This window comes from Allomuricauda sp. NFXS6, assembly GCF_040148835.1.
Lineage (GTDB): Bacteria > Bacteroidota > Bacteroidia > Flavobacteriales > Flavobacteriaceae > Flagellimonas.
In genome coordinates this window covers 221,141-236,327 of record NZ_JAGEMG010000007.1, presented here as the reverse complement: position 1 = coordinate 236,327, position 15,187 = coordinate 221,141, and the positions used below count along the sequence as shown (strand labels likewise).

12 protein-coding genes and 1 pseudogene are annotated in these 15,187 nt (G+C 42.1%); 11 read left to right on the top strand and 2 right to left on the bottom strand.

Translation table 11 applies throughout. The features are described from left to right. Positions 1–100 precede the first annotated feature (100 nt). The 5 genes from J4E06_RS12340 to J4E06_RS12320 all read left to right on the top strand — a co-directional run bounded on the left by J4E06_RS12340 (position 101) and on the right by J4E06_RS12320 (position 5,339). Positions 101–337, top strand: coding sequence for a hypothetical protein (locus tag J4E06_RS12340; RefSeq protein WP_349524233.1), 237 nt, complete (start codon positions 101–103; stop codon positions 335–337). Between the two features lie 170 nt (positions 338–507). Then, on the top strand, positions 508–2,442 hold the full coding sequence (locus J4E06_RS12335) for a hypothetical protein (protein ID WP_349524231.1): 1,935 nt from the start codon (positions 508–510) through the stop codon (positions 2,440–2,442). A 2-nt stretch (positions 2,443–2,444) separates the two neighbouring features. After that, positions 2,445–3,275: a DUF2490 domain-containing protein gene (locus J4E06_RS12330; protein ID WP_349524230.1), complete on the top strand. Its 831-nt coding sequence runs from the start codon at positions 2,445–2,447 to the stop codon at positions 3,273–3,275. 34 nt (positions 3,276–3,309) lie between these two features. Further along, positions 3,310–4,155, top strand: a complete 846-nt coding sequence (locus J4E06_RS12325) for an MORN repeat-containing protein (RefSeq protein WP_349524229.1) — start codon at positions 3,310–3,312, stop codon at positions 4,153–4,155. 128 nt (positions 4,156–4,283) lie between these two features. Beyond that, a complete protein-coding gene (locus tag J4E06_RS12320; RefSeq protein ID WP_349524228.1) occupies positions 4,284–5,339 on the top strand; it encodes a M8 family metallopeptidase in 1,056 nt (351 codons plus the stop codon). A 216-nt stretch (positions 5,340–5,555) separates the two neighbouring features. Here J4E06_RS12320 and J4E06_RS12315 read toward each other — a convergent pair whose 3' ends face one another. Next, positions 5,556–7,619 (bottom strand): helix-turn-helix domain-containing protein, encoded by a 2,064-nt coding sequence (locus J4E06_RS12315; RefSeq protein WP_349524227.1) that lies wholly within the window; start codon positions 7,617–7,619, stop codon positions 5,556–5,558. A gap of 223 nt (positions 7,620–7,842) precedes the next feature. Between J4E06_RS12315 and J4E06_RS12310 the strand changes: the two genes are divergently transcribed. The 6 genes from J4E06_RS12310 (at position 7,843) to J4E06_RS12285 (ending at position 14,163) form a co-directional block, all read left to right on the top strand. Further along, the gene (locus J4E06_RS12310) at positions 7,843–8,430 is read left to right on the top strand and encodes an ankyrin repeat domain-containing protein (protein ID WP_349524226.1); all 588 of its coding nucleotides are present in this window, start codon (positions 7,843–7,845) and stop codon (positions 8,428–8,430) included. 24 nt (positions 8,431–8,454) lie between these two features. After that, positions 8,455–9,546, top strand: a complete 1,092-nt coding sequence (locus J4E06_RS12305) for an acyltransferase family protein (RefSeq protein ID WP_349524225.1) — start codon at positions 8,455–8,457, stop codon at positions 9,544–9,546. A 254-nt stretch (positions 9,547–9,800) separates the two neighbouring features. Continuing rightward, positions 9,801–10,958, top strand: coding sequence for an endonuclease/exonuclease/phosphatase family protein (locus tag J4E06_RS12300; RefSeq protein ID WP_349524224.1), 1,158 nt, complete (start codon positions 9,801–9,803; stop codon positions 10,956–10,958). A 125-nt stretch (positions 10,959–11,083) separates the two neighbouring features. After that, complete coding sequence (locus J4E06_RS12295) at positions 11,084–11,512, top strand: FKBP-type peptidyl-prolyl cis-trans isomerase (protein WP_349524222.1); 429 nt, start codon at positions 11,084–11,086, stop codon at positions 11,510–11,512. Between the two features lie 218 nt (positions 11,513–11,730). Then, a complete protein-coding gene (gene ggt / locus J4E06_RS12290; protein WP_349524221.1) occupies positions 11,731–13,428 on the top strand; it encodes a gamma-glutamyltransferase in 1,698 nt (565 codons plus the stop codon). A gap of 9 nt (positions 13,429–13,437) precedes the next feature. Continuing rightward, positions 13,438–14,163, top strand: a complete 726-nt coding sequence (locus J4E06_RS12285) for a class I SAM-dependent methyltransferase (RefSeq protein WP_349524220.1) — start codon at positions 13,438–13,440, stop codon at positions 14,161–14,163. 112 nt (positions 14,164–14,275) lie between these two features. Here J4E06_RS12285 and J4E06_RS12280 read toward each other — a convergent pair. Beyond that, a pseudogene (locus tag J4E06_RS12280) lies at positions 14,276–15,136 on the bottom strand (sigma-70 family RNA polymerase sigma factor). Positions 15,137–15,187: the final 51 nt, after the last annotated feature.

Here is a 15,187-nt window from a genome sequence, read left to right as displayed (position 1 = left end):
CCACCTGGGATACTACTGCCAATTTAAAGCCTAAGTTGTAATCCTTTTGGGTCCGCTTAACTGTTTTGTTTGTTGATGATTCCATAAATAAGTCGAATTGTTGTCAACTTATTTCAGGACGGGTCAGACCTTAAAAAAAGGCACACTGTTTTTGGTGCGCCTTTTTACATTCACTCCAAAATGTAAATTTACTTTTTCGGTAGGGGACACCCTAAATGCAAGAAATAACTTGAACAAGGCACAAGAAACCTTGCCTTACAAGCATACGGACATCTACAAGGAGTACCTCAATGAAATCTATCAAGAGGATTTGGATCGGTTGAAAAAGCGACTTTGATCACGAACATTCATACGTTTCTATTTTGCTCGATTATGTCGGGACTATGAGCAATATTCAATTTCCACGGTAAAAACTCGAGAAATCGGTAAAAACCGGGGTGGGTCTAATCCAAAACCATCCTCGGTTTCGTAGTTTATTATGACTATCAGCTAAACCACAATTGCTACATGATACAGCCCTCTAAAAAATGGCTTTTCCCTGTAATTCTCTTTTTGGCGTTTACGCTTCAATCGTTTGGTCAAGAACTAAAGACGTATGAAGGTCCACTTCAAGTGGGCTCCTATTCGGGAAAAGCGGTTTACCAATACACCATTATCGATTTGGACACCGTTTATGATGGTGATTTTCAACTTCAGAATTCCAATTTGGAAACCTTGATGGAAAATGAAGATTCCTCGTTCCGTTTTAAAGGTTCTTTTGATGAAGGTGTTGCCAATGGCCCATGGGAGTTTCAGTTTGGGGAGTTCCAAACCAACAGTCAGACCCAAGTGGTGGATAACGAATACCGAGTGCTGGTGAGCGGTGTCCAAGAAATTGGAGCTGGCAACCTTGATCAAGGGGCTCCCGACGGAAATTGGACCTATACCATCAACAAAATCAAAGACTCCGAAATTGAGAAGGCACTTTTTAAGAGCAGTATTTCTTTTGACGAAGGGGTTCCACAACAAAATTTCCAAATAGAGAACGATAGCAGTGTGTTGGTGGGAAGGTTGTTGAGAGACGGCCTTGCCCACGATGAATGGTCCTTTTACGGCACGGAGAACGTTGAGGACATCGAAGATTGGTTTTTTGATGATGGTTTGTTGCGAAGCATTAAAATCAAGTCCGGTAACGGCACAGAGAACATTACTGTTTTTAATGCCAACCTTTCCAACTATCAGGTCATAGCATTGAATCAGGGATATATCACCTTGTTGCAATCAGCAATGGACTTGAAAAATGGTGAAAGCCATATTGCACGCTTGTTGGCTCAGAACTTGGAGCACTATCAAAAAATAAATAGTGTGCTTCACCATTTGGGGAATTCCAACTTTAAACCGAATATGAAAGTAAGGGTTCCGTTTTTTCCTTTGGATTCCCTTCAAAATAAAACCCTGAAAAAAATTATAACGGACTACGAATCCGCAGCGAGGCTTAGCCAAACTATTCTGGAAAATAGTCATCTGAACATCGTAAAGCGATCGGACCCAGAAGCCCTTTTTTATTACAATGCCGCAGCAAAAATCGATACGGCATTTTTGAAGCCTTTGGGGACCTTGGTCAAGCACACAAAACTTGACATTGTTCAGTATCAGCAAATACCGGAATTGCTCAATCGATTATGGCCGAACGGAAAACCGGGAACAAAGTTGCTTGTTGTTGCCAACGAAAACGGGGAGAAGCGCGAGTTTAGTTTACCAAGCTCCGATGAATTTGAATATGAAAGCAACGATTTATTGTCCGTAAGTGCTATGGCCACTTATGCCAAAATGAGTCTGGAATTTATTAAGGGCTCGTTGGCCTCGAGGTTGACCAATGAAGAGCAGCTTCAGATGCTGAACGGCCTGGAAGAAGAACTCATAGAACTCAACAATGCCCTTGAAAAACAGTTGGACTCGGTTTCTGGGCTGCCATCGGACCACACAAAAGCATTGTCCCAAATCAAAAATGTAGCCGATAGTGCTTTGACCAGCTATGCCGACATTAAAAAACCCGATGAGAAACTGGAATATGGAAAGGGAGTAAAAACTTGTCTTTTGCAATTGAGATCATTGGCTACAACCATTAAAGAACTTCCCGAACGCAGTGAAATGATCAAAAAGGAATACACCGACGCCGTTTGGAATCCATTTATGGCGAATGTTATGGAAGAAGAGGTAAAAAAACGGATTGTAAGTGCTTACCAAGATGTTTTAAGCCCCTATTTTATCCATATGGTGCGTGAAGAATTAAGCTGTGACAAAGCAGGTGTGTTGAATGCTCAAATAGTGGATACACAGCAAATTATAAAGGACTTGCGCTATGCAGATACCCGAAAGTTGGAACGTAAGCTGAGAAGGGAAAAACGCCCAGAAGAAGTCATAAAATTGCTCAATGAGCAATCCAACCTTAAAAACCAGTAGGCATGAGGAGCAATATATGTAGCTTATTGGTGGTTGTTTTAGTGGTTTTCGGGGCTGTAACAAGTGGTTTTGCACAAGAATCCGAACCCGAGGTCTTACCCGAAACTTCGCAGTACAAAGACCCAAAAACCAAAGTGTGGATCAATACCTATGGAAACATCCGAATTGGTAAGCGTCTTTTTTGGGATGCCCAAACACACTTTAGGTTCCAAGAGACCAAAAACACGCCTTTTGTGGGACAAATAGCCCAAATATACAATAGGCACGCTATTGGATATATTTTTTCGAAAAGTACCAATTTTCGCTTGGGCGGAGTAGTGCGTATCAATTTTAATACCGATGAGGAATCGGAAGATAGAAATGTAGTGCCGGAATGGCGTATTTGGCACCAATACCAATTTGCGATGCCTTTTTACTCGGCGATGCTGTATCACCGGATACGAATAGAGCACCGATGGACCCAAGGTTTTGCAGAAGATAGTGACTATATCTTCAGAAATCGTTGGCGGTACATGTTCCGGGCCAAAATACCCCTGAACGATACCAAGTTGAAACCGAAAACATTATATGTCTCCCCAGAAGCAGAATTGATCATGCAAAGCGGAAAGGAAGTAGTGGCCAGTCCTATGGAAGACCTTCGGTTAACGACTACCGTGGGATACATTGTAACACCAAGGTTGACCTTTGCCGCTGGAGTGATGTATTCCCAAGGACAGGAGCGTTACAACGGGGGATATTATCAACAAGGATGGACGTTGCGTTTCCATATGTATTTCTCACCCGATTTTAGAAGGATCAAGAATAAATTGCCGGACATCCATTTAACGGATTGATACGTATGTTATAGTGAACCCCAGCAAGTATCGCATGAAAATAAAAAAATACACTCCCTTTGTTCTCTTGGCCATTTTTGCCGCAGGATTGTTCTTCTTTATTGCTAAATCCGTTCAACTGCAAAAGAGTCTTGCCCAAGTAAAATCGGAAAATACAATCATATTAAAAAAAATAAATACCTACGAGCAATTGTCCAAAATCGACTCATTGTTATTGCAGGGGGATTATGTTACGGCAATTGAATCATACAACGCCTCCATCGATTCCGGTGAGGAAAACAATATGCTTATTCCCTTGCGTATTGCTTTGGCCGAAAAACTGATGCAAAATAGCGCAGCTACAAATCCAATGCCCGATAGCATAATGGCCGAGCAGGACTCCCTGCCAAAATCCAGTTGGTCCGAAGAGGTAGCGATCAGAAAATACGATTCCATCAATTTTTCTTTGGAAAAGGCCAAAGTCCAATTAACTCGTTTAAAAAAACAATTACAACAAAAATCCTTTGGGGAATACCTCACCTTCAAAAGTAAAAAAGGGAACCAAATGCACTATATCGGACAGGTCAAAGACGGTAAGGCACATGGTTTTGGAGTCGCTTTGTTAGATACCGGAAGTAGGTACGAAGGTGAATGGAAAAACAACCAACGCCATGGAGATGGCACATTTTACTGGTCCGATGGTGAATATTATGTTGGCAACTACAAAAATGATAAGCGCAGTGGATTAGGTACTTATTATTGGCCCAATGGTGAAAAGTATACTGGAGAATGGAAAGATGACAAGCGCAGCGGTTCCGGTAATTTTTATGATGCCGAAGGTGAGGTTGTTGCAGGTGGCGAATGGAACGATGACAAATTGGTAGAGGTCAACGAAAGGTAATACTTAAACCAGTGTTTTACCATTCTTACATAAATTCCACCCATTCATACATTGTAATAGGGAATTCATAATTAGTTTAATGATCTTAAAAAGAAATTGCAAGATTAACCTTAAACTAAAACAGAATTATGAAAAACCTCACGAGAACACGATCTTTTTATTTATTGTTTGCAGCGACAATAGGTGCATTTGTACTTAATTCTTGTTCCGAAGACACTACTTTGGTAGAAGGTACCGAGGCTATCCAAGAAACAGAAAAGCAATTGGTAACACTTGCACCAAGGACGGGCGAGCCAATTATTATTGACGATTTAATGGAAGACATAGAAATTTCCGCTAGAGCCAGTAATGCAGCTGGAAATGATAGGGGACGTTTTAACATTAGTCTAAAATTTTTATTGCCTCCAACCGACCGACAGCGCGAAGTCTTTGATCAGGCTGCTGCCCGATGGGAGCGCATTATCATAAAGGATGTTCCTTCCATTACGGGAACCATTCCATCCGCTTTTGAGGGTTTTCCACCAGCTGTGGACGGAACCTTGGACGATATCGTTATCGAAGTAGCTTTGGCTCCTATTGATGGCCCTGGGGGTGTATTGGGTCAGGCAGGCCCCAACTTTGTGCGCACTAGTGATTTTCTGCCTATTTCCGGTGTCATGTTCTTTGATGTGGACGACCTGGACTTTTTAGAATCCTTGGATTTGTTCGAAGATGTTATTGTACACGAAATGGGACATGTTTTGGGAATTGGAACCCTTTGGAATACAGCTGACTTTGGATTTGATAGAACATTGCTTTTAGGTACGGCAACCGAGCCATATTTTGGTGGTCGCAAAGCAAACGTATTTTGGAATGCAGAGGGTGGTACAGGCGAATTACCAATTGAAAGTATGTTTGGACCGGGAACAGCTTTCGGTCACTGGGAAGAATCGACATTAAACAATGAATTAATGACAGGGTTTTTAAATTTAGGTGAAAACCCCTTGAGCAGAATCACGGCGGGTTCAATGAAAGATTTAGGCTATGGAGCCGCAAGCGTAGGTGAATCGTATGATTTACCAAAAGGAACTCCAGGTGTTGATTTAAGCACCCTTGAAGAAGAAGGTGCTTCCGAGGGATTGAACATTGCAGCAAGAGAAACACTTTTAAAGCCTGTTGGGTTTGTGGATACAGGCAAAAAATAGCTCACATCGTTATTAAAGGCAAAGAGGCTGAATTCTAAAAGTATTGAAACACGTCATTCTGAACCTGCCGGTAGGCCGGTTCATTTCAGAATCCAATTATACTGATAAACAAATCACTATGAGAACCTGAATCAAGTTCAGGTTGACGAAAATCGACATTTTAGATAGCCTCTTTTTTTCATCCTAAATGGTTCTGATAGTACATTTTTTTAGTCTTTAAAGTAACCCTTTCTCTTGCAAAGTCTCCTTCAGTCGATTATGGTTCTCCCAAAACCGGTCCTCTATTTTTTGAATCACTGCATCATATCCAGGATAAGATTTTAAGGAATCCAATGCTGGGTCCATGGTCATAAATAAAATCATCCAATACTGAAAATGATTTTTGGCCGCAAACTTTTCGTATTCTTCAATGGCCTCTGCATGCCTGCCTTCATACGCATATAGCACTGCCATGCTAGCAGGTTGGTAAATGGACTGATCGTTTTTGCAATATTCGGCGTAAGCTGCAATAAGCCGGTCCGCCTCTTCTTGGAAACCCATTTTTTCGTAAGTAAACCCAACTTTTATATCCTCTTGTGGATAAATGTTCAATCCCTTGGATTTTTTTATTTCATTGAAAGGTTTGTAATAATGGTATGCGCTATCAAATTCTTTCTGAAAGTAGTGCAGTTTTGCCACTTCCTGTAAAATGTCCAATCGGGTGGTGTCTTTCCGAAGTTCTCGTTTTACGGCATTCAATGCCTGTTTGATGTCCTTGTTTTTCGCATAGCGGATATAGGCTTTAAGATATGGAGCGTATGGGTTTTGTGGAAATAGTTCAAGTGATTTGTCTATATATTCCAAAGCCTCATCCGTAAACCCAGATTGAATCAAGGCATTGCTCAAATGCAGGTAAATATAGCTCTTGTTGGTATCATTGTCCACCACATCCAATTGAATGCCCCTTAGAGCATATTCCAAATATTTTCCCGTATCGGGCAGTGCATTGGAGTAAATGGACGATAAAATATTCACCACGCCCGAAGCATTGGGGTTGTATTCCAAAGCTTTTTCCAAGTGCGGAACTGCCAACCTATAATCACCGATGTGCATATAATACAAGGCCTTTGCAATTAAGCTTTCTGTCAGTTTGGAGTCATGCAGCAGGGCCTTGTCCGCATAATTATTAATAGTTTCAGTGTACTTTTTTTCTTTTTTATAGAGATCGAGATAATAGTAAGTTATGGCCAAATCCGCATAGACCAGTGCAAACCCAGGATCTTCTTCAATGGCTTTTTCAAATAAAGGAATAGCTTCTAAAAGGCCTTCTTCCGTTTCTCGATTAAAGGGTTCTTGGGCCTTTAGGTAATAATCGTAGGCCACAAGATTCTCGGTTGGCTTTTTATCGATTTGTTCCAATTCCGAAGGTGTGACCCTTGCCTCGATAGCGTCGGCAATCTTTTTGGCCACTTCTTTCTGTACGGCGAAAACATCGACTACTTCGTGTGTGTATTGTTCGCCCCATATTCGGGTATCGGTAACGGCATCGATCAATTGAATGTTGAGCATAACCTGGTCGCCCACTTTTTGACCGCTACCTTCCACAATATAGTTTACATCCAGTTCTGCGGCAATTTCACTGATATTTTGATTGGAATTACGGTATTTTTCCACCGATGTACGACTGATCACACGCAAATCCTCAATTTTTTGTAGGTTGCCCAAAGATGCCTCCATCAAACCATTGACAAAATATAGGTTGGTGGAATCGTTGCTCTCATTTTTAAAAGGAAGCACCGCAATGGATTTTTCCAAACTTATTTTTTGTGTAACACCAGCAGTAGGAGGGGAGGAGGGCATCCATAGATAAGCAACACCACTTAAAATCAATATCGCCAAGGCCATGATGGCCCATTTGTATTTGTTTAAAAAAGAGTTTGACGCATTTTCATTGGATGGTTCAAAATCGGCTTTGCCTACTTCACCAGGAGGATGGCCATAATGCTCCCGGAAACACTTGATAAAATATGAAGTGCTGCCAAAACCTACCCGATACGATACCTCCGAAACCGTAAGATCGGACTCTTGGAGCAATTCCATGGCTTCTTCCAATCGGATTTGCCGTATAAACTGACTGGCCGATAACTGTGTCTGTTTTTTGCATTTGCGCAGCAGACTGGAACGGCTCATGTGCATGGCATCTGCCAATTCGGAAACGCCAAAGTGCTCATCGCTTAAGTGATCTAGGATGATGGCCTTAGCCTCATCGGTAAATTTCTGCCCTTTTGGTTTGTCTAGCATTTTGGTTTACAGATTGGTAGATATGCTGTTGCAAACAAATATAAGCGATTCCTTTCCATGGTAAAAATACCTGTATTGCCGCATAATTTATATCGATGCATCATAATTTTTATGGACCGTACAGGACTTATATACAACGCGGCATAGCTGATTAGTGCTGCATCAGGATTTGGGGAATCTTTGTACCATAAAATTTATTGTTCAACACTTAAAACGAAAAGTCATGAAAAATTTTAAAGACAATTCAATGAAACATCTAATGTATGCAATGCTTATTCTAATGATGAGCCTATCCGCCTGCGGGCAAAAAAAATCAGGACCAGATACGAAAACAACTGCCAAAACCGAAGTAAAGGCGCCGGATATGGCACTTTCAGCTGCCGTGGTCACCGGAAATTTGGAAGTGGTGGAACAACACATTGCAGCAGGAACGGACATCAACGAGAAAGACCCTTTGAGCGGCTCAACACCTTTGATTACCGCCGTAACCTTTGATAAGAGGGACATTGCGCAGGCCTTGATCGATGCAGGAGCCGATTTATCCGTTAAAAACAATGACGGTTCCACCGCTCTGCATGTGGCCGCATTCTTCTGCAAGGTAGAAGCAGTTCAAATGCTGATGGATGCCGGTGCGGACAAGAATGTGAAAAACAACTACGGTGCAACCGCGCGAGAAACCGTTGTTGGATCTTTTGCCGAGGTAAAACCCATCTACGAAATGATGCAACAGCAATTGGGCCCCATTGGCCTGCAGTTGGATTTGGAAGAAGTTGAGAACACCCGTCCAACGATTGCCGTAATGTTACAATAATTCATCAAGAAAACGACAGAGATCATGAAAACAGCACGTAGAAACGATATTGATTGGTTACGGGTAATTACCATTGCCTTGTTGCTGATCTATCATATTGCCATCATTTTTCAGCCTTGGGCCATGTTTGTGGGTTTTGTACGAAGCGAGCAATCGCTTGAAGGTTTGTGGACTCCAATGAGCATGCTCAATGTATGGCGTATTCCAATCTTGTTCTTTGTATCGGGAATGGGTCTCTTTTTCGCCATGCGCAAACGCAACTGGAAACAATTGATAGGGGAACGGGCCAGACGTATTTTGTTGCCCTTGTTATTTGGGATAGTGGCCATTGCTCCGCTGCACATGTTCATTTTTCAAAAATTCTATAAATTACCATTGGGATACTATCCACACATGGGCCACTTATGGTTTTTGGGGAATATTTTTGCCTACGTGCTGTTGTTTTTACCTATTTTCTATCTCTTAAAACAACGCGTGGGAGGAAAATTCCAGCAAATTTTGGACAAGTTGATGTCCAACCCGGGTGGACCGCTGTTGATCTCATTGTTTTTTATGTTGGAGGCTATACTTGTGAAACCTCAGATTTATTCGCTTTATGCGGAGACCTGGCACGGGTTTTTTCTAGGGGCATTGGCTTTCTTTTTCGGGTATTTGTTCGTGTATAGTGGTCAACAATTTTGGAACACTGTAAAAAAGTGGCGATGGGCCTATTTAGCACTTGGCCTGGTGCTGTTCGCCATACGCTATTTGGAATTTCAACTGGAGGCACCGGGGTATCTTATGGCCTTGGAATCCAATTGTTGGATTTTCGGTGTCTTTGGACTGGGATACCGTTATTTGAACAAACCCAGCGGTCTGTTGCGCTATTTGAGCCAAGCGGCCTATCCCGTGTACATCATCCATATGTTTGTGATGTATTTGGGAGCTTGGTTGATCTTACCTTTGAAGATCCACCCGGTATTACAGTTTGTAGGCGTTACAGCATTCACTTTTGCCATGTGTTATCTGATGTATGAGTTCTTGATCCGGAGGATATGGTTTTTGCGGCCTTTGTTTGGTTTAAGGAGTAAACAAAAGAAAGAAATAGAAACCAAGGTATTGGTGAGCGAATCATAACTTGAATCCATCACCCTGAATGACGTTCTTTGTTCAGGGTTTTGTTGTTTTAGTTCAAATTACGTCAAACCCCTAAAAATCAACAACTAAATCCATGGAATTTTTAAGGTATTGCAGCAACTGGGTCTTCCTATAAATCAATATATTTAAGTGTTTTTATTGGATTGGTTTAATTGTTGTACATCCGTTCCCCACAATATTTAGGTTCAAAAGGTTTCCCGTATATAATGTAGAACATCTTTAAAACGAAAATTATGTGGTACACGGATCTTAGACCGGACGAAGAGCTCAATACCAACCGCTACTTTCTGGTAATGCTCGACAAATATAACAACTACGCCCGGTTGTTGGATAACGAAGGTAAGCAACGCACCATCAAAGGACTGCTACAGCTAAAGGAAGGCCTCCTCAATAAGGTGCCGCCGAAAGGGGTGGACAAAAATCTGCTATTGGCCTCTTGGAACATCAAAAATTTTGGCAGATTAAAGGATCGAACAGCGGAATCCCTTTTTTATATAGCGGAAATCATTAATGCTTTCGATATTGTTGCGCTGCAAGAAATCAATGGGGACTTGGATCATTTCGACAAGATCATGAGCCTTTTGGGAAGCGATTGGAAATATACCATTAGCGATGTAACCGAAGGCAGTGCGGGCAACGAGGAGCGTTTTGGTTTTATTTACGATTCACGGCGGGTGACCCATTCGGGCCTCTCGGGAGAACTGGTGATTCCGGATGAGTTTATTACCGCAAATCCCATCATAAAACAACTGAAACGTACCCCTACCTTCACGGGTTTTGAAAGCGGCTGGAAAAAATTCTCCATTGTCAGCTTGCACTTGCACCCAGGGGATGGTGCCAACGACCCCGGCGAACCCACGGACAAAGAAATCCGAAAAGAGGAAGTGCGACTCTTGATGCAGCTTTTGGAGTTGAAACTGAACCGCTCCTCCTTCGAAGAACGAAACTTGATCGTTTTGGGCGATACGAATCTATATGAAGAGGACGAGGATATTGTGGAATTAATGAACGACAAGGGTTTTTTTGAGAGCGATGGCCTCAAAGGCAAATACACAAATACCAGCCTCAACCAGATTTATGACCGTATCTTTTTGCACGTAGATAAATATTTTAAGATCGGCATAGACGAAAACGGGCAGGAGCGGGGAGGAGTTTTTAAACTGTTCGACTACGTGTACCAAAACACGCCTGGCGCCATTTCAAAATACCACGAGTTGATGTTGAGCCATAAAGATGACCCGTCCACATTGACTTCCGATGAAGCGTTCCAAAGCTATTTTAACCGCTATTGGAAACGGAACCAAATCAGCGATCACCTGCCCGTTTGGTTGGAAATTGAAACCGACAGCACCCAAAGCTTTCTGCAGAACAAATTGGAGGCTTTGGAGTAGCAAAAAGGTGTTAAACCCTTATTAAAACCCAGCTTTTTGGGAAACGAATGGGCAACTCCTTCGTTAAACCATTTTATACCTTATATATTTGCAACGTTTTGATTTTAAAACTATAAACAAAAATTATGAGTAAAGTAAAAGAGAATGACACTGTAAAGGTACATTACACGGGCAAGCTAACTAGTGGACAGGTATTTGACAGTTCGTTGGAAAGAGAACCGATGGAAGTAGCCTTGGGTCAGGGTCAACTTATACCAGGTTTTGAAAAAGGACTTATTGATATGGCCGTGAACGAAAAGAAAACCATTACCATTGATAAGGAAGATGCGTATGGAGAGGTCAACGAAGCACTTTTTCAGAAAATCTCCAAAACACAATTGCCCGAAGACCTTAAGCCAGAGGTGGGCATGGGGTTGGTAGGTTCCAATGCACAAGGGCAAGAACAACAGTTTCGCGTCGCTAAAGTAGAAGCAGAAGAAATCATCATAGATGCCAACCACCCGTTGGCGGGCCAAGATTTGGTATTCGACCTAGAAGTGGTTGAGATACTGTAATTATCGATTTACATATAAAATCGGAAAAGCCACCCTTTGGGTGGTTTTTTTATGGAAAGCAAAATATGCTTAAGGAAATTTCAAAATCAACTATTTCTTGAATAGTCTGGAAAGTTGTATCCACTATCGTTATATTTAAAGGTGAAAACCAATTATTAAATCCAGTCCAAGTATTGAGAATCCTTGGACTCGATGGATAACTACCTTAAAAATTGAAAATGAAACTTTTATCAACCTTTATTGTCCTGCTCACTTTCGGAAGCGTGCTGAATGCCCAAGACCGATTGACAGGTGAAACCTTTACCACGCGTTCTGAAGTTTTGGCTCAAAATGGCATGGCGGCAACAAGCCAACCCTTGGCCACTCAAGTCGCTTTGGACATCTTAAAAAAGGGAGGTAGCGCCATGGATGCTGCCATAGCGGCCAATGCGGTTTTGGGACTTGTGGAGCCTGCCAGTTGTGGTATTGGCGGCGATGTCTTTGCTATAGTTTGGTCCGCCGATGAACAGAAATTGTACGGTTTAAATGGCAGTGGCAGGGCACCGAAATCCTTGTCCATTGATTATTTTATGGACAAAGGGATGAAATATGTTCCCCTTTATGGCCCCTTACCAGTATCGGTTCCGGGTTGCGTGGATGGATGGTTCAAATTGCATGAAAAATTTGGCAAGTTATCCATGCAAGATATTTTGCAACCCGCTATAGATTATGGCAACAATGGATTTCCCGTATCAGAAGTCATAGCTTACGAAATGGCATCGAGTTATGAAGGGCTAAAGGACCAACCCGGTTTTGCCCAAACCTATATGCCTGCTGGAAGACCTCCCATTAAAGGCGAAGTATTTGTAAATCAAGATTTGGCCAATACCTATCAGCTAATTGCCAAAGAAGGTCGCGATGCCTTTTACAAAGGTTCCATTGCAAAGACCATTGATAGTTACATGAAAAAACACGGTGGGTTTTTGAGCTACGAAGATTTGGCCGATCACACCTCCAATTGGGTAACGCCCGTTTCTGTGAATTATCGAGGATATGATGTTTGGGAACTCCCGCCCAACGGACAAGGTACCGCTGCATTGCAGATGCTGAATATTTTGGAAGGATATGATATCAGCGAAATGGGCTTTGGCAGCGCCGAATATTTGCATGTGCTCACCGAAGCCAAAAAGTTGGCCTATGAGGACCGAGCCAAATTTTATGCAGACCCCGAATTCAACAAGATTCCTTTGGAAACACTCTTATCCGATGAGTATGCATCGCAGCGTAGAAAACTTTTGAGTCTGGACGAAGCTGCCGATAACTATCCTGCAGGAGATATGGAAATAGAAACAGGGAATACGACCTATCTGACCGTGGCCGACAAGGACGGCAATATGGTTTCTTTCATACAAAGTATTTATTCCGAGTTTGCATCGGGTATGGTGCCTGATGGTTTGGGCTTTGTGCTTCAAAACCGTGGACAAATGTTCAATGTGCAAGATAGGAGCCATGCCAATGCATTGGAGCCTGGAAAACGACCGTTTCACACCATTATTCCTGCATTTATCACCAAAGATGGAAACCCTTGGGTAAGTTTTGGTCTCATGGGCGGAGCAGTCCAACCTCAGGGCCATGCACAGATTGTAGTGAACATCGTTGATTTTGGAATGAATTTGCAAGAAGCCGGGGATGCACCAAGAATGCGGCATCGTGGCAGTTCGCAACCCACGGGGTCCAAAATGACCAATGGGGGTACCTTATATCTTGAAACCGGTTTTGAACCGGAAACCCTAAGGGAATTACGAAAAAAAGGCCATCGTATTGGCTTTGGTGTGGGAATGTACGGTGGGTATCAAGCCATCGGTGTTGATTTGGAAAACAAAGTATATTCCGGGGCTTCGGAATCCAGAAAAGATGGTCAGGCTGCTGGATATTAAACCAAAACTATGAAACCTCGATTTATATCAACCAGAATCCCAGTTTTAATTGGCTTACTTTTTCTATGCGCGTGCAACGGGCAGACGAAGAACAGTGCGGGGGATTATGTGTATAAGCAAGGAGACCCAAACGGTATCGGAAAATGGTATATGGGTCGTGAAATAGCCCACGTCATGGGTTTTCAAGGAATGAACTGGTTGGAAAGACCAGAGCGTGAGGAGGAGGAAAACACCGCTATTCTACTCAAGAACATGAATATAAAGCCTACGGACATCATTGCCGATATTGGTGCGGGTTCTGGCTATCATGTCTTTAAAATGGCACCCATGACAAAAAGAGGAACCATTTATGCGGTAGATATTCAGGATGAAATGCTGGAGGCGTTACGTGCAAAAAGAGAAGCCCGTAATATCGAAAATATCAAAATAATTAAGGGTAGTGAAAAAAGTGTGAATCTTCCGGTAAATAGTGTGGACAAGGTGTTGATGGTAGATGTCTATCATGAATTCAATTACCCAAAGGAAATGATCGCATCAATAAAAAATGCTTTAAAACCGAAGGGTAAATTATTTTTAATAGAGTATCGGGGCGAAGATAGGACGGTGCCCATAAAGGAATTACATAAAATGACCGAGGCACAGGCTGTCAAGGAAATGAAGGCCGCCGGTTTAACCTTGCAACGAAATGATGCTAACCTACCTTGGCAGCACTGCATGGTTTTTAGTAAAGAGTAGTGGAACCATCTAACTCTGAAAATCGTGCTTAATTGGTTTCAAATACTTGTGTAGGATAGAGCCAAAAAAAGCCAACCTTAGGATTGGCTTTTTATCTATTACTTTCTGCCGTCTACAAATAGGCTTGCAATACTTGGCTGCGCGAACGTTTTCTAAGAACCCGTATCGCTTTTTCCCTAATCTGCCTAACACGTTCCCTGGTAAGGTCAAAAAGCTCACCAATTTGTCCTAAACTCATTGGGGTTCGTTAGCCAATACCATAATAGAGCCGTATAATTTCACTTTCTCTTTGCGGCAGTGTTTTTAACAATTCATCGATATCAGAACTAAGGGATTCTTTGATCATGTTGGCATCGGGACTTGTTGATGATTTGGATTGTATCACATGGTACAAATTTGAAGACTCCCCCTCATTAAAAGGGGCATCCATGGACAAGTGTTTTCCCGAATTCTTCATGGCCAATTTTACCTTGGCTGAACTCATATCAAGTTCATTTGCTATTTCCACCGCACTTGGCGGTCTTTGATGCGTTTGCTCCAAAGAGGAAAAGACTTTCTTTATTTTACTGATTTCCCCAATCTTATTCAAGGGCAACCGCACCATACGGGAGTTTTGTGAGATGGCCTGTAGGATGGACTGTCTGATCCACCACACCGCATAGGAGATAAACTTAAATCCTCTGGTTTCATCAAAGCGCTTGGCAGCTTTCACCAAACCAATGTTTCCTTCATTGATCAAATCGGAAAGCCTTAAGCCACTGCCTTGGTATTGCTTTGCTGCGGAAACAACAAAACGCAAATTGGCATTTACTAACTTATTTAGGGCAACCTGATCTCCTTCACGTATTCTTTTGGCCAGTTCCACTTCCTCCTCAGCGGTAATTAAATCAATTTTTGATATTTCTTGAAAGTACTTTTCCAAGGATTTAGTGTCTCTGCTTGTAATCTGTTTGGTAATCTTTAGTTGCCGCATATATCTTTTTTAGTGTTACATTCTCTATATAATAAGTTAATCATATTTTGC

Excerpts from the sequence above, each read along its gene's own strand:
- J4E06_RS12335 (WP_349524231.1), top strand. The coding sequence starts at position 508 with ATGATACAGCCCTCTAAAAAATGGCTTTTCCCTGTAATTCTCTTTTTG.
- J4E06_RS12330 (WP_349524230.1), top strand. The coding sequence starts at position 2,445 with ATGAGGAGCAATATATGTAGCTTATTGGTGGTTGTTTTAGTGGTTTTC.
- J4E06_RS12325 (WP_349524229.1), top strand. The coding sequence starts at position 3,310 with ATGAAAATAAAAAAATACACTCCCTTTGTTCTCTTGGCCATTTTTGCC.
- J4E06_RS12320 (WP_349524228.1), top strand. The coding sequence starts at position 4,284 with ATGAAAAACCTCACGAGAACACGATCTTTTTATTTATTGTTTGCAGCG.
- J4E06_RS12315 (WP_349524227.1), bottom strand. The coding sequence starts at position 7,619 with ATGCTAGACAAACCAAAAGGGCAGAAATTTACCGATGAGGCTAAGGCC.
- J4E06_RS12310 (WP_349524226.1), top strand. The coding sequence starts at position 7,843 with ATGAAAAATTTTAAAGACAATTCAATGAAACATCTAATGTATGCAATG.
- J4E06_RS12305 (WP_349524225.1), top strand. The coding sequence starts at position 8,455 with ATGAAAACAGCACGTAGAAACGATATTGATTGGTTACGGGTAATTACC.
- J4E06_RS12300 (WP_349524224.1), top strand. The coding sequence starts at position 9,801 with ATGTGGTACACGGATCTTAGACCGGACGAAGAGCTCAATACCAACCGC.
- J4E06_RS12295 (WP_349524222.1), top strand. The coding sequence starts at position 11,084 with ATGAGTAAAGTAAAAGAGAATGACACTGTAAAGGTACATTACACGGGC.
- ggt (WP_349524221.1), top strand. The coding sequence starts at position 11,731 with ATGAAACTTTTATCAACCTTTATTGTCCTGCTCACTTTCGGAAGCGTG.
- J4E06_RS12285 (WP_349524220.1), top strand. The coding sequence starts at position 13,438 with ATGAAACCTCGATTTATATCAACCAGAATCCCAGTTTTAATTGGCTTA.